This is a genomic window from Pseudomonas sp. F007 (assembly GCF_057814275.1).
In genome coordinates, this window is record NZ_JBVATA010000002.1 from 456795 (window position 1) to 469638 (window position 12844).

A 12844-nucleotide genomic window follows, 5' to 3' on the forward strand; every position below is an offset into this window, starting at 1 on the left:
GTTGCTGAAGGCCTCATCGCTGGCAGGCCAGCTCCCACAGGTTTTGCGGTGGATGCAGATCTTGTGATCGGCAACAGATCCTGTAGGAGCGAGCCTGCTCGCGAAACGCCTCAGCTATTCGGCAACAACCGGCACGTAATGCTCTTGATATAACGCGTTTCAGCAATCGCCGGATGCACCGGATGGTCCGGGCCCTGGCCGCCGCGTTCGAGCATCTGGATGTTGCGGTCCAGGTGGCGGGCGCTGGTCAGGAGGATGTTTTGCAGGTCGTCCTCGGGCAGGTGCATCGAGCACGAGGCGCTGACCAGGATGCCGTCCTTGTTCAGCAGGCGCATGGCTTGCTCGTTGAGGCGGCGGTAGGCGCCTTCGCCGTTCTTCATGTCTTTCTTGCGCTTGATGAAGGCGGGTGGGTCGGCAACGATCACGTCGAAACGCTCTTCGCTGGCTTTCAGTTCCTTCAAGGCTTCGAACACGTCGCCTTCGATGCAGGTCATCTTGTCGGCGAAGCCGTTCAGTGCGGCGTTACGCTCGACACCGTCGAGGGCGAAAGCCGAGGCGTCGACGCAGAACACTTCGCTGGCGCCGAAGGCGGCGGCTTGCACGCCCCAGCCACCGATGTAGCTGTACAGGTCGAGCACGCGCTTGCCTTTGGCGTACGGTGCCAGGCGCGCGCGGTTCATGCGGTGGTCGTAGAACCAGCCGGTTTTCTGGCCCTGGATCACCGGTGCCTCGAATTTCACCCCGTTCTCTTCCAGGGCAACCCACTCCGGCACCAGGCCGAACACGGTTTCGACGTAGCGGTTAAGGCCTTCGGCATCGCGTGCGGCGGAGTCGTTCTTGAACAGGATGCCGCTCGGCTTCAGGACCTGGGTCAGGGCGGCGATCACGTCGTCCTTGTGGGCTTCCATGGTTGCCGAAGCGATCTGTACTACCAAAATGTCGCCGAAACGATCGACTACCAGGCCTGGCAACAGGTCGGAATCGCCGTAGACCAGGCGGTAGAACGGCTTGTCGAACAGGCGCTCGCGCAGCGACAGGGCGACGTTGAGGCGGTGCACCAGCAGCGACTTGTCCAATGGCAGCTTGATGTCGCGCGACAGCAGGCGGGCGCAGATCAGGTTGTTCGGGCTCATGGCCACGATGCCCAGCGGCTTGCCGCCGGCAGCTTCGAGAAGCGCTTGATCGCCAGCCTTGAAGCCATGCAGTGGGGTGGTGGCTACATCGATTTCGTTACTGTAGACCCACAGGTGACCGGCGCGCAGGCGACGGTCGGCGTTGGCTTTGAGGCGCAGGCTTGGCAGGGACATGACGTCGCTCCAGGTGAAAAAAAGAGCGGGATTATAGCGCTAGATGGGCGCTCGAAGCGCGCTAGTTTGTCGCCGATACGCCGGACATGTCGCCCATTGGGCGGTTTTTTTCCGCTAGAATCGCCCACTTGCCCAGAGTGAGTACTTATGTCCCAAGAGCTATCTTCCGAACAGATCCAGCAGGCCCTGCAAGGCATCAGCGTTCCGCCGCAACCGCAAATCATGGTGGATTTGCAGATGGAACAGTACATGCCCGACCCGGACCTCGAAGTGATCGCGAAGTTGATCTCCCAGGACCCCGGTCTTTCTGGCGCGCTGTTGAAAATCGTCAACTCGCCATACTTCGGGCTGAGCAACAAGATTGCCTCGATCCAGCGCGCGGTGAACCTGCTGGGCAGTCGTTCGGTGATCAACATGATCAACGCCCAGTCGATCAAGGGCGAAATGAATGACGACACCATCGTCACCCTCAACCGCTTCTGGGACACCGCCCAAGACGTGGCGATGACCAGCCTCAGCCTGGCCAAGCGCATCGGCTCGCAAGCAGTGGACGAGGCTTACGCCCTGGGCCTGTTCCACGATTGCGGGGTGCCGCTGATGCTCAAGCGTTTCCCCAACTATATGACGGTGCTGGAGCAGGCCTATGCCAATGCCGGCGCCGAGTGCCGGGTGGTCGACACGGAGAACCGCACCTTCAATACCAACCATGCCGTGGTCGGCTACTACACCGCCAAGTCCTGGCGCCTGCCGGAGCATGTGACCCACGCCATCGCCAATCACCACAATGCCTTGTCGATTTTCAGCGACGAGTCGGCGCGCAACAGCCAGTTGAAGAACCTGTTGGCGATCCTCAAGATGGCCGAGCATATTTGCGCGTCCTATCGGGTGCTGGGCAACCAGACCGAGGACCACGAGTGGGACAGCATCGGCCACCTGGTGCTGGACTATGTCGGCCTCTCGGACTATGACTTCGAGAACCTGAAACAGACGATTCGCGAGCTCGGCGCTCACCACTGAGCGTCGGATCTTTCCCTGAGTCGAGTGCACCATGCCTGAATTGCCTGAAGTCGAAACCACCCGTCGCGGTATTGCGCCGCACCTTGAAGGTCAGCGCGTCAGCCGGGTGGTCGTGCGTGACCGGCGCTTGCGCTGGCCGATCCCCGAAGACCTCGATGTGCGTCTGTCCGGGCAGCGCATCGTGCTGGTGGAGCGGCGAGCCAAGTACCTGCTGATCAATGCCGAGGTCGGCACCCTGATCAGTCACCTGGGCATGTCGGGCAACCTGCGCCTGGTGGAAGTCGGAATGCCGGCAGCCAAGCATGAGCATGTGGATATCGAACTGGAATCCGGCCTGGCGCTGCGCTACACCGACCCACGACGGTTCGGCGCCATGCTCTGGAGCCTCGACCCGCTGCAGCATGAGTTACTGGTACGCCTGGGGCCGGAACCGTTGACCGATCTGTTTGATGGCGAGCGGCTGTTTCAGCTGTCACGCGGGCGCTCGACGGCGGTCAAGCCGTTCATCATGGATAACGCGGTGGTGGTGGGGGTTGGCAATATCTATGCGACCGAAGCGCTGTTCGCCGCCGGCATCGATCCACGGCGCGAAGCCAAGGGCATCTCCCGGGCGCGCTATTTGAAGCTGGCGATCGAGATCAAACGCATTCTTGTGGCGGCCATCGAGCGTGGCGGCACCACCTTGCGTGACTTCATTGGCGGCGATGGCCAGCCGGGCTACTTCCAGCAGGAGCTGTTCGTCTATGGCCGAGGCGGCGAGGGCTGCAAGGTGTGTGGCACGCAGCTGCGGGAAGTGAAGCTGGGGCAGCGCGCGAGCGTGTTCTGCCCGCGCTGTCAGCGCTGATCGCCGGCGCTTGCCAGGTCGTTCAGGCCTTGCCGGTAATCTTGCGGTACTTCTCCATCAACTGTTCTTCAGTTTCCGGATGGGCTTCGTCCAGTGGAATGCAGTCCACCGGGCACACCTGCTGGCACTGCGGTTCGTCGTAGTGGCCGACGCACTGGGTGCAGAGGTTCGGGTCAATCACGTAGATTTCTTCGCCCTGGGAGATAGCGGCGTTCGGGCACTCGGGTTCGCAGACGTCGCAGTTGATGCAATCGTCGGTGATGATCAGGGACATTGGAGACTCCAGCCAGGGTCGTCGGCCCGGGCGTTTTGAAAACTGATGCGCGCAATTGTGCCGCATTGGCGCTGTAGGAGCGAGCTTGCTCGCGAAAAACGTCAGGGCGCCGAGTTCTTTCTGATAGCGCTGCGTAATCGTTGACGTTTTTCGCTGGCAAGCCAGCTCCTACAATCGGGGTCTACTTCTTGAATCGGAGTGTCAGGGCATCCGCCACGACAGGGTGGACGAACTTGGTGATATCACCGCCCAGGGCAGCGATTTCACGGACCAGCGTCGAGGAAATAAACGAATAACGTTCTGACGGGGTCAGGAACAGGCTTTCCACGTCCGGCGCCAGTTGGCGGTTCATGTTGGCCAGCTGGAATTCGTATTCGAAGTCCGAGACCGCACGCAAACCACGCAGGAACACATTGGCGTTCTGCTCTTTGGCAAAGTGCGCCAGCAGCGTCGAAAAGCCGACGACTTCGACGTTCGGCAGATGTTTGGTGACCTCGCGCGCCAGTTCAACACGCTGTTCCAGGGGGAATAGCGGGTTTTTCTTGGGGCTGGCGGCGACGGCAATGATCACATGGTCGAACAGGCGCGAGGCGCGTTCGACCAGATCGCCATGGCCCTTGGTAATAGGGTCGAAGGTACCTGGGTACAACACTCGGTTCATCGCGTCGTCCTGGCGGGAATCCGTTGGGGAGTCGGATGGTATCGCAGCATTCCCGGTCGGCCAAGTCGCCATTGGACTAAGAAAGCACTATAGACACGGCGAATAAGCAGTTTTTTCACGGATTTCTCAGGCGTTCGGCCAATGCGCTGGATAATTGTGCGGTCAGGCCGTAGACCGACAACTGCGGATTGGCACCGATGCTGGTTGGAAACAGCGAGCCGTCATGGATCGACAGGTTGCTCAGTTGATGATGCCGGCCGAGGCTGTCGGTCACGGCCTGTTTCGGGTACTCACCCATGGCACAGCCGCCCATCACATGAGCGCTGCCGAGTCGCGTGCGGTACAACTCCAGACTCAGGCCGTCGATCAGCGTGCGCGCCTCAGCAAGGGTTTTGACGTAGCGCGCATCCGCGTGCATCGGCATTACTGCCTTGGCCCCTCCTGCGAACTGGATCTCGGCCATGCTGTGGAACGCCCGGCGCAGGCCGTCCCAGGCATAGTCCGAGACTTGATAGTCGAGCACCGGCGAGCCATCGCCGCGCAGTTCGACATTGCCGCCGCTGCTGTCCGGGTGAAAGCCGTCGCGTAGCAGCGCCAGCATCGCGTGGGTATGGGGCAGCTGCTGCATGTGTGCCGCGCTCTCGCCGCCAAAGCCGCCGAGCAGGGTGGCCGCCAGCGCCGGGTGTAGCGGTGGCACTTCCAGCTTGTAAGACATTTTGCCGGTGGCGCCGTGCTGCCATTGGAAGTGGTCGGAATAAATCGACTGCGGCGCACCGTAGAACGGGTTGATGACCTCGTCGAACAACGCCGCCGACATGTTCACCGGGTGCAGGAAGGTGCGCTTGCCCAGGCGCTCATGGGGGTCGGGCGCCTTGGAGCGCATCAGCAGCGCCGGGCTGTTGATCCCGCCACCGGCCAGCACGTAATGCCGCGCCTTGACGTTGATGCGCCGGCCGGTGGGTTCCACGCAGCGCTGATCCATTGCCACGCACAGCAGGCCGGTGACCTTGTCGTCTTTGATCTGCAGTTGCTCGGCGCGGGCGAAATACAGCAGTTCGCCGCCTTTTTCCAGGGTCGCCGGAATGGTGGTGACCATCATCGATTGCTTGGCGTTGGTCGGGCAGCCCATGCCGCAGTAGCCGAGGTTCCAGCACCCGCGCACGTTGCGCGGGATCACGTGCCAGCTGTAGCCCAGTTGCTCGCAGCCTTTGCGGATCACATCGTTGTTGGCGTTGGGCGGGACCATCCAGGGGGCGACGCCGAGGCGTTGCTCCATTTTTTCGAACCAGGGTGCCATCTCCGCCGCGCTGTGGCCTTTGACCCCGTGCTCGCGGGCCCAGTGGTCGAGGGTCGGTTCGGGGGTGCGGAAGCTGGAGGTCCAGTTGATCAAGGTCGTGCCACCCACCGCGCGGCCTTGCAGGATGGTAATCGCGCCGTCCTTGCTCATGCGGCCGATGCCTTCCTGGTACAGCTGGGTGTAGGCCTGGTCTTCCAGCAACTTGAAGTCGCTGCTGGTCTTGAGCGGGCCTTCTTCAATCAGCAACACCTTGTAGCCGGCAGCGCTGAGGATTTCGGCGGTGGTACCGCCGCCGGCGCCGCTGCCGATGATCGCGACATCGGCTTCCAGGGTCAGGTCCTGGGTCAGTTGCGAGCCGTCATGGGTTTTCCAGCCGCGGGCCATGCCTTCGCGGAACGGATCGGGTACGGGCATCAGGTGCGTCTCTTTTTATAGTTATGAAAGGGCGGAATCAGACTTTCGGCGGCCCGGGGTAACCGCAATGCGCCCAGGATTCGGCGCGGTTGTACCAGGCCATCATCACCAGCTGCACAATGGAGTTGTGGCCCATGCGCAGCAGGCTCAGGGAGCTGTTTTCCCAGCGCTGGAGAAAGTCGCGAATGGCCTCGGGGCGGGCGTTTTCCCAACTGCCCCAGATCCCGGTCAGCGGCCCGCGGGTGATGGTCATGCCCAGTACGTCGAACAGTTGCCGGGTCAGCTTGAGCATTTCCGGCGACAGGTGATTGAGGCCGTTATCCAGGCTGAGCAGGGTTTGCTCGAGCGCCGCGGTGAGTTTTTCGCCGGCCACTGCACCTTCGATCATCACCGGGATGATTGCCCGCAAGCAGGGCAGGTCGCTGCTGCGCAAAGCGGCAAACCCATTGGCCGGGGTACTGGCCGAGCAGCCGCTGAGGCTGGCGCCGAGGCCGGCCGTGGCGAGGAAAGCGCTGGCACCGAGGCTGAACTTGAGCAGGCCGCGCCGGGACAGCGCGGGAGTATCGGAAACGCTAGGGATCATTGTTGTTATTACCCGGCAGTGAGGGGTCAGCGGATGAAGAGTTTCTGGATCAGCTTCTGCATCGTTTTGCCGTAAGGCGGATAGATCAGCTTCGCCGCATTGAAACGCTGCTTGATCAGGACGCCCTTGGCTTTGCTGAATGTCAGGAAGCCTTCGTGGCCGTGGTAATGGCCCATGCCTGAGGCGCCGATGCCGCCAAACGGCATGTCGTCCTGGGCCACGTGCAGCAGGGTGTCGTTGAGGCAGACACCGCCGGAATGGGTCTCGTGAAGCACGCGATTTTGTTCGGACTTGTCGTAGCCAAAGTAGTAAAGCGCCAGAGGACGTGGCCGTTGGTTGATGTAGGCAAATGCCTGGTCCAGGGTGCGGTAAGGCACGATCGGCAGCAGCGGGCCGAAAATTTCGTCCTGCATCACCAGCATCTCGTCGCTGACATCCAACAGCAGGCTGTGGCTCATGCGCCGGTCCTGATCCTGATCGTAAATCGGGATCAACTGCGCGCCTTTGTTGGTGGCATCAGTGACATAGCTGTTCAGGCGCGCCAGCTGCCGGTGGTTGATGATCGCGGTGTAGTCCGGGTTGTCGGCCAGGGTCGGATAAAAGCCGCGAACAGCCTGGCGGTAGGCCTCGACGAAGTCATTCACCCGACCTTCCGGGACCAGCACGTAGTCCGGCGCGACGCAGGTCTGCCCGGCGTTCAATGTCTTGCCGAAGGCGATCCGTTCGGCGGCGTCCTTGAGCGGCACATCATGGGAGACGATGGCCGGGGACTTGCCGCCCAACTCCAGGGTGACCGGGGTCAGGTTTTCAGCGGCGGCGCGCATCACGTGCTTGCCCACGCTGGTGGCGCCGGTGAACAACAGGTGATCGAACGGCAGCCTGGAGAATGCGATGCCGACGTCGGCCTCGCCCAGCACCACGGTCACCAGGTCCTGGGGAAAGATGTGCGCCAGCAGTTCCTTGAGCAGTTGCCCGGTGGCGGGGGTCGATTCACTGAGCTTGAGCATGACCCGGTTGCCCGCCGCCAGGGCCCCGACCAGCGGTCCGATGGCCAGGTACAGCGGGTAGTTCCACGGCACGATGACCCCGACCACCCCCAGCGGCTGGTAGACCACCTTGGCGCTGGCCGGTTGAAACGCCACGCCGACCTTGCGCCGCGAGGCTTTCATCCAGCTCTTGAGGTGTTTGCTGGCGTAATCGATGTTGTGCAGGCTGGGCATCAGCTCGGCAAACAGGGTTTCATCGGCGCTGCGGTTGCTGAAGTCTTCGCTGATCGCCTTGATCAGTTTGTCGCGCTGGGTATCCAGCAGATCGCGCAAGACTTTGAGCCATTGCTGGCGCTGGGCCGCCGACGGCATCGGATTGCCTGCATACGCCTGACGCTGCGCGGTAAACAAGTCGTTCAGCTCGCTCAACGGCTGCTGGGCGTTTTGCATGTAGGCAATGTCGGCGGTCATGGTGGCTCCGGTTTTTTTTAGAATGAGGATGTTTTTAGAGTCTATGCTCTAAAATGTCAAATGCCTTCCTCGGGACGTGAAGATTTATCCGCCGACGGATAGGTCGTAAGATGCCCGCAACGCACAGAAGAATTAAAGCTCAAGCCATGGCCCCACGAATAAAAACCAGCGAGCGCATCGTGCAGAACAGCCTGGAGCTGTTCAACCAGCAGGGTGAGCGCAGCATCAGCACCAACCACATTGCCGCGCACATGGAGATTTCTCCGGGCAACCTGTACTACCACTTCCCCAACAAGCAGGCGATCATCGCCGTGTTGTTCAGTGAGTACGAGGCCCTGGTCGAGAGCTTCCTGCGCCCGCCCCAGGGCCGTGCCGCCACCGTCGAAGACAAGCGCTACTACTTGAAAGAGCTGCTGAACGCGATGTGGCGCTACCGTTTCCTGCACCGCGACCTGGAACATCTGCTCGACAACGATGTGGAGTTGGCGGCCCGTTACCGGCGCTTCTCCCAACGCTGCCTGATCCAGGGCACGGCGATCTACGCCGGGTTTGTCGACGCCGGCATCCTCAAGATGGACAAGGTGCAGATCGAATCCCTGACCCTGAACGCCTGGATCATCCTGACGTCCTGGGTGCGCTTCCTGTGCACCACCCGCGACAACTCCAATCACCTCAGCGAGCAGGCCATTAAACGTGGCGTGTATCAGGTGCTGGTGCTGGAAGCCGGGTTTGTCACCGAGCAATCGCGCGAGGAAATCGACGCCCTGTTCGAAGAGTTTTACGTGCCGCTGGGCCAGGCTCTCGAAGAAGTGCAGTAGGATCGTTCACCGCTTGAACTCACAGGAGCCCGCCATGCCCATCGCGCAACTGATCAGCCCACTCGACCTGGACCGTAAGAAGAACCAGTCGGGGCTGGTGATTCTGGACTGCCGTTTCGCCCTCGAAGACCCGGATTATGGCCAGCGCAGCTATGCCGAGGGACACATCGCCGGCGCTGCGTTCGCCGACCTCGAACGTGATCTCAGCGGGCCGGTGACCAAGGGTGTCACTGGCCGTCACCCACTGCCGGCAGCGGCGGACTTGATCGAGCGTCTGCAGGCCTGGGGCGTCAACAACGACAGCATGGTGGTGCTCTATGACGACGGCCCTGGCACCTATGCCGCACGGGCCTGGTGGTTGTTGGCCTGGCTGGGCAAGCGCGACGGGGTGTTTATCCTCGATGGTGGCCTCAAGGCCTGGCATGCGGCTGGCTTGCCGTTGAGCCTGGATGCACCGACTACCGCGCGTGGCAAATTCAGCGGCAGCCCTGACTCCAGCCTGGTGCTGAATGCCGAGCAGTTGCTCAAGCGCCTGGACCGTCCGCAGATGACCCTGCTCGATGCCCGTGGACTGCCGCGTTTTCGCGGTGAAGTCGAGCCCATCGATCCGGTGGCCGGCCATATCCCTGGCGCACAATGCGCAGCGTTTACCGACAACCTCGGGGCGGACGGTCGCTTCTTGCCAGCCGAGCAACTCAAGCAGCGCTTTGCCGAGAAGCTGGCGGATCGCTCACCCAGCGAGTTGGTGGCGTACTGTGGTTCCGGCGTGACCGCCTGCCACAACCTGTTTGCCCTGTGTCTGGCCGGCTACCCGCTGGGGACGTTGTATGCCGGCTCGTGGAGCGAGTGGATCACCGATCCCCAGCGGGCGATTGCCACCGGCGACTGATGGGCTAGATGGGCAGTTGCCCGAGCAGCCAGCGCAGCAGAAAGAACACCAGCATGCCACCGCCGATCGTCGCCAACAGGTGCCGGGTGGTGGCGGCAATGGCGATGGCCGCCAAACCCCCGAGCAAGTAGGCGTTGTCGAGGTTCAGCGCCCAGTGCTGGCCATCGGGCAGCAGCATGCCCGGCACCACGATCGCCGTCAGTACGGCCGTCGGCACATAGTGCAGACCTTGGCGCACCAGGGTCGGAAAGCGCAGGTTGGGCCAGGCGAACAGGCTGTAGCGCAGGAGAAAGCTGATCGCCATCATGCCGAAGATCATCCACCCATAATTCATGTGTGCAGCTCCCTGGCGGTGTGGCGGGTCAACTGTCGACGCTCCAGCACTACGCCTACCGCGATGCCACTGAACGCCGCAGCCATCAGGCCCAGCTTGTACGGCCAGTGGAACGTGGCCAGGGCTACGGCGCCAGCGGCCAGTGCGGCGGCAAGCTGTGGTTGATTGCGCAGCAGGGGGATGACGATGCCAATAAAGGTCGCCAGCATGGCGAACTCCAGGCCCCAGCTCGCCAGGTCGGGCACGGCCTGGCCGAACAGCACGCCGGCCAGCGAACTCAACACCCAGCAGGCATACAGCGAACTGGCGACCCCCAGCCAGTACCACTGCGCCAGCGGCCGGTCGCCGTGCAGCAGGTAGAAGCGCTGGACCACGGCGAAGGTTTCATCGGTCAGCCAGAACGCCAGCAGGATGCGCCAGCGTTGCGGCAAGTTGCCGACGTGGGGCTGCAGGGTGGCGCTGTAGAGCACGTGGCGCAGGTTGACGATGAAGGTCGTCAGCAGAATCACCAGCAGGCTGGCGCCACTGCCGAGCAAACTGAGGACGACAAGCTGCGCCGAGCCGGCATACACCAGCGCGGACATACCGAAGGCCTGCCAGAGTGTCAGGCCGGCCGCCCCGGCCAGGGTGCCGAAGATCAGGCCAAACGGCAGAATGCCCACCGCCATGGCGAAACTGTCGCGGATACCGCGTGAATAAAGCTGCTTTCGGGTCATCGTGACTCTCCTTGTCCAGCCATCTTGCGCTGGGCGGCAGAGGCGTGTCTTGAACGATCTTGCAGGTTTTAGCCGACTGAGGGCGGCACGGATCTGGCGCTGCGATAGGCCCCGGGCCCGACGCCATAGACCTTCTTGAACTGCCGGCTCAAATGGCTTTGATCGGCAAAGCCCAGCTGCGTGGCGACCGCCAGCGGCAGGCAGCCCTCCTGCAACAGCGCGCGGGCCTGGGCGATGCGCTGCTGCATCAGCCAGGTGTGCGGTGGCATGCCGGTGGCGCGGCGGAACACCCGGGCGAAGTGAAAGGGCGACAGATTGACCGCCGCCGCCAGGGCTTCCAGCGAGGGCGGCGCGGCCAGTTGGCTGTGCATCAATTCCTTGGCGCGGGCGATGGCGCGGTGCTCGCGGCCCGGCTGTCCGGGTGTCGCCACCGCAGCATGACGTTGCAGCAGCGCGAACATCGTTTCGCGCCACAGGGTCTGTTGTTGCAAGGCGCTGGCCGGGCTCTCCAGCAGACGGTGCAAATAACTGAAACCACTGACCAGGTCCGGGTCGCGATACAGCGTCGCGCCAAAGGCCGGCAGGCTGTGGGCGGGCAGTTCCAGCTCGGCCAGCAGGGTATGGATTTGCTGGTTGTCGGGATAGAACGCGCGATATAGCCAGCCGTCTTCCGTGCCCTTGTTGCCGGTGTGCAGTTCGTCCGGGTTGATCACCACCAGCGTGCCGCTGCCGGCCAGGTGCTCGGCGCCGCGATACCGATAGCGCTGGGCGCCGGCCATGATCATGCCGATCACGAAACCATCGTGCACATGGGGGACGAAACGCTGCTCGATATAGCGAGCTGACAGCAGTTCGACGCCGGCCAGGGGGGCGGTTTGCCAGAAATGGATGGATTCGCCCGGCAGCTGTTGCATGGGCTTAACCGCGTCCCGCGAGGGTCAGCCACTGAGGGATGCGCCGCTCGAGGTAATAGCCGGGTTTACGCAATGTGCCATCAACGAAGCCGACATGGCCGCCCTTGGGCTGCAATTCAAAGTGAGTGCAGGCAGACAGTTCGTGCGCCTCGGGCAGGCTGTGGGGGTAGACAAAGGGGTCGTCGGCGGCCTGGATGATCAGGGTTGGCGTACGAATTTCGCCCAGGTAATAGCGGCTGGAGGCGCGTCGGTAGTAGTCCTGCGCGTCGGCGAAGCCATGCAGGGGCGCGGTGACGCGGCCGTCGAAGTCCCAGAAGGTGCGCATCTTTTCCAGCGAGCCGAGGCTGGCCAGGGTCGCCAGGCCTTCGTGGCGACCGTCCTGGAGAAACTGACGCTGCTTGTTCTTGATGTATGCCAGCATCTCGCGCATGAAATGCGCCTGATAGACCCGGGAAAAACCCTGGCCGATGCGGTCGGCGCACTGGTCCAGGCGAAAGGGTACGGAAACGGCTACCGCGCCCTGCAGTTGACTGTCGCCAGCGCTTTCTCCCAGGTGTTTGAGCAGCACATTGCCGCCCAGCGAATAGCCAACGGCATACAGTGGGGCCAGGGGACGAACCTTGCGCAAATGGTTGATCGCTGCCGCCAGGTCTTCGCTGGCGCCGGAGTGGTAGCTGCGCGGCAGCAGGTTCGGTTCGCCGGAACAGCCGCGCCAGTTCAGTGCCGCGCTGGCCCAGCCCTGGGCGGACAGGGCCTGTTGCAGCCCGGCGACATAAGGCGAATTTGAAGAGCCGGTCAGCCCGTGCAGCACCAGCACCAGCGGCGCCTCGGCGCTGTGCGGGCCATGCCAGTCGAAGTCGAGGAAGTCACCGTCATCCAGCCACAGGCGTTCGCGCTGGCGCTCAAGATGGGTGGTCTTGCGCCACAGCGGTCCCCACAGGGTTTGCAGGTGCGGGTTGCCCAGGCCCAGGGCGGGCGTGAAGGACGGGGTGGCAAGAGTGCAGGGCTGGAGCACGACGATCTCGGGACTGTACGGCGGATAAACTAACTTGCCACAAACGGCTCGTCAGCGCGACACATGCGCGGGCTCGGTGGATCCACAGGTTGTGACAGACTGCTGTGGGCGGTGAGCGCCATCATGGGCATCAGCCCACTCAAGAGCAGCAGGACGCTGCAGAAGATATTCATGGGGTGGGCATCCTTGGTGATTGACGGGAAGAACTGTCGATCACTGTCGGTCATGGCACGAGCAGGCGGGTGGTAGCTATTTAATACCGTGCTGGAAGGGCAACGGGCGGTGTGGCCGCCCGTTGGCGTAG

14 protein-coding genes are annotated in these 12844 nt (G+C 62.5%); 4 read left to right on the plus strand and 10 right to left on the minus strand.

Annotated features, from left to right (window positions below; translation table 11 throughout):
• Positions 1 to 110: 110 nt before the first annotated feature.
• Positions 111 to 1307: a class I SAM-dependent rRNA methyltransferase gene (locus ACZYR5_RS06295; protein ID WP_489088702.1), complete on the minus strand. Its 1197-nt coding sequence runs from the start codon at positions 1305 to 1307 to the stop codon at positions 111 to 113.
• Positions 1308 to 1454: 147 nt separating this feature from the next.
• Here ACZYR5_RS06295 and ACZYR5_RS06300 point away from each other — a divergent pair, with 147 nt between their 5' ends.
• The gene (locus ACZYR5_RS06300) at positions 1455 to 2324 is read left to right on the plus strand and encodes an HDOD domain-containing protein (RefSeq protein ID WP_489088701.1); all 870 of its coding nucleotides are present in this window, start codon (positions 1455 to 1457) and stop codon (positions 2322 to 2324) included.
• A gap of 31 nt (positions 2325 to 2355) precedes the next feature.
• Complete coding sequence (mutM, locus tag ACZYR5_RS06305) at positions 2356 to 3168, plus strand: bifunctional DNA-formamidopyrimidine glycosylase/DNA-(apurinic or apyrimidinic site) lyase (protein WP_489088700.1); 813 nt, start codon at positions 2356 to 2358, stop codon at positions 3166 to 3168.
• Between the two features lie 22 nt (positions 3169 to 3190).
• Here mutM and ACZYR5_RS06310 read toward each other — a convergent pair whose 3' ends face one another.
• From ACZYR5_RS06310 to ACZYR5_RS06330, 5 genes are all read right to left on the minus strand, one after another.
• Positions 3191 to 3442 (minus strand): YfhL family 4Fe-4S dicluster ferredoxin, encoded by a 252-nt coding sequence (locus ACZYR5_RS06310; RefSeq protein WP_003195146.1) that lies wholly within the window; start codon positions 3440 to 3442, stop codon positions 3191 to 3193.
• 181 nt (positions 3443 to 3623) lie between these two features.
• Positions 3624 to 4103, minus strand: a complete 480-nt coding sequence (coaD, locus tag ACZYR5_RS06315) for a pantetheine-phosphate adenylyltransferase (protein WP_008019993.1) — start codon at positions 4101 to 4103, stop codon at positions 3624 to 3626.
• A gap of 115 nt (positions 4104 to 4218) precedes the next feature.
• Positions 4219 to 5814 (minus strand): GMC family oxidoreductase, encoded by a 1596-nt coding sequence (locus ACZYR5_RS06320; protein WP_489088699.1) that lies wholly within the window; start codon positions 5812 to 5814, stop codon positions 4219 to 4221.
• Between the two features lie 37 nt (positions 5815 to 5851).
• Positions 5852 to 6397, minus strand: a complete 546-nt coding sequence (locus ACZYR5_RS06325; RefSeq protein WP_489088698.1) for a twin-arginine translocation pathway signal protein — start codon at positions 6395 to 6397, stop codon at positions 5852 to 5854.
• A gap of 26 nt (positions 6398 to 6423) precedes the next feature.
• The gene (locus tag ACZYR5_RS06330) at positions 6424 to 7854 is read right to left on the minus strand and encodes a coniferyl aldehyde dehydrogenase (RefSeq protein ID WP_489088697.1); all 1431 of its coding nucleotides are present in this window, start codon (positions 7852 to 7854) and stop codon (positions 6424 to 6426) included.
• Between the two features lie 146 nt (positions 7855 to 8000).
• Here ACZYR5_RS06330 and ACZYR5_RS06335 point away from each other — a divergent pair, with 146 nt between their 5' ends.
• Both ACZYR5_RS06335 and ACZYR5_RS06340 read left to right on the plus strand, forming a co-directional pair.
• A complete protein-coding gene (locus ACZYR5_RS06335) occupies positions 8001 to 8672 on the plus strand; it encodes a TetR/AcrR family transcriptional regulator (RefSeq protein ID WP_489088696.1) in 672 nt (223 codons plus the stop codon).
• A gap of 34 nt (positions 8673 to 8706) precedes the next feature.
• A complete protein-coding gene (locus tag ACZYR5_RS06340) occupies positions 8707 to 9561 on the plus strand; it encodes a sulfurtransferase (RefSeq protein ID WP_489088695.1) in 855 nt (284 codons plus the stop codon).
• A 4-nt stretch (positions 9562 to 9565) separates the two neighbouring features.
• Here the strand turns inward: ACZYR5_RS06340 and ACZYR5_RS06345 are convergent, their stop codons facing one another.
• The 4 genes from ACZYR5_RS06345 to ACZYR5_RS06360 all read right to left on the minus strand — a co-directional run bounded on the left by ACZYR5_RS06345 (position 9566) and on the right by ACZYR5_RS06360 (position 12540).
• Entirely contained in the window at positions 9566 to 9895 is a 330-nt protein-coding gene (locus ACZYR5_RS06345) for an AzlD domain-containing protein (protein WP_489088694.1), read from the minus strand.
• Positions 9892 to 10611 carry an AzlC family ABC transporter permease gene (locus ACZYR5_RS06350; RefSeq protein WP_489088693.1) on the minus strand — a complete coding sequence of 240 codons (720 nt, stop codon included), beginning with the start codon at positions 10609 to 10611 and terminating at the stop codon, positions 9892 to 9894. The genes ACZYR5_RS06345 and ACZYR5_RS06350 overlap by 4 nt, the downstream gene beginning before the upstream one ends.
• Positions 10612 to 10679: 68 nt before the next feature.
• A complete protein-coding gene (locus ACZYR5_RS06355) occupies positions 10680 to 11525 on the minus strand; it encodes an AraC family transcriptional regulator (protein WP_489088692.1) in 846 nt (281 codons plus the stop codon).
• A 4-nt stretch (positions 11526 to 11529) separates the two neighbouring features.
• The gene (locus tag ACZYR5_RS06360) at positions 11530 to 12540 is read right to left on the minus strand and encodes a hydrolase (protein ID WP_489088691.1); all 1011 of its coding nucleotides are present in this window, start codon (positions 12538 to 12540) and stop codon (positions 11530 to 11532) included.
• Positions 12541 to 12844: the final 304 nt, after the last annotated feature.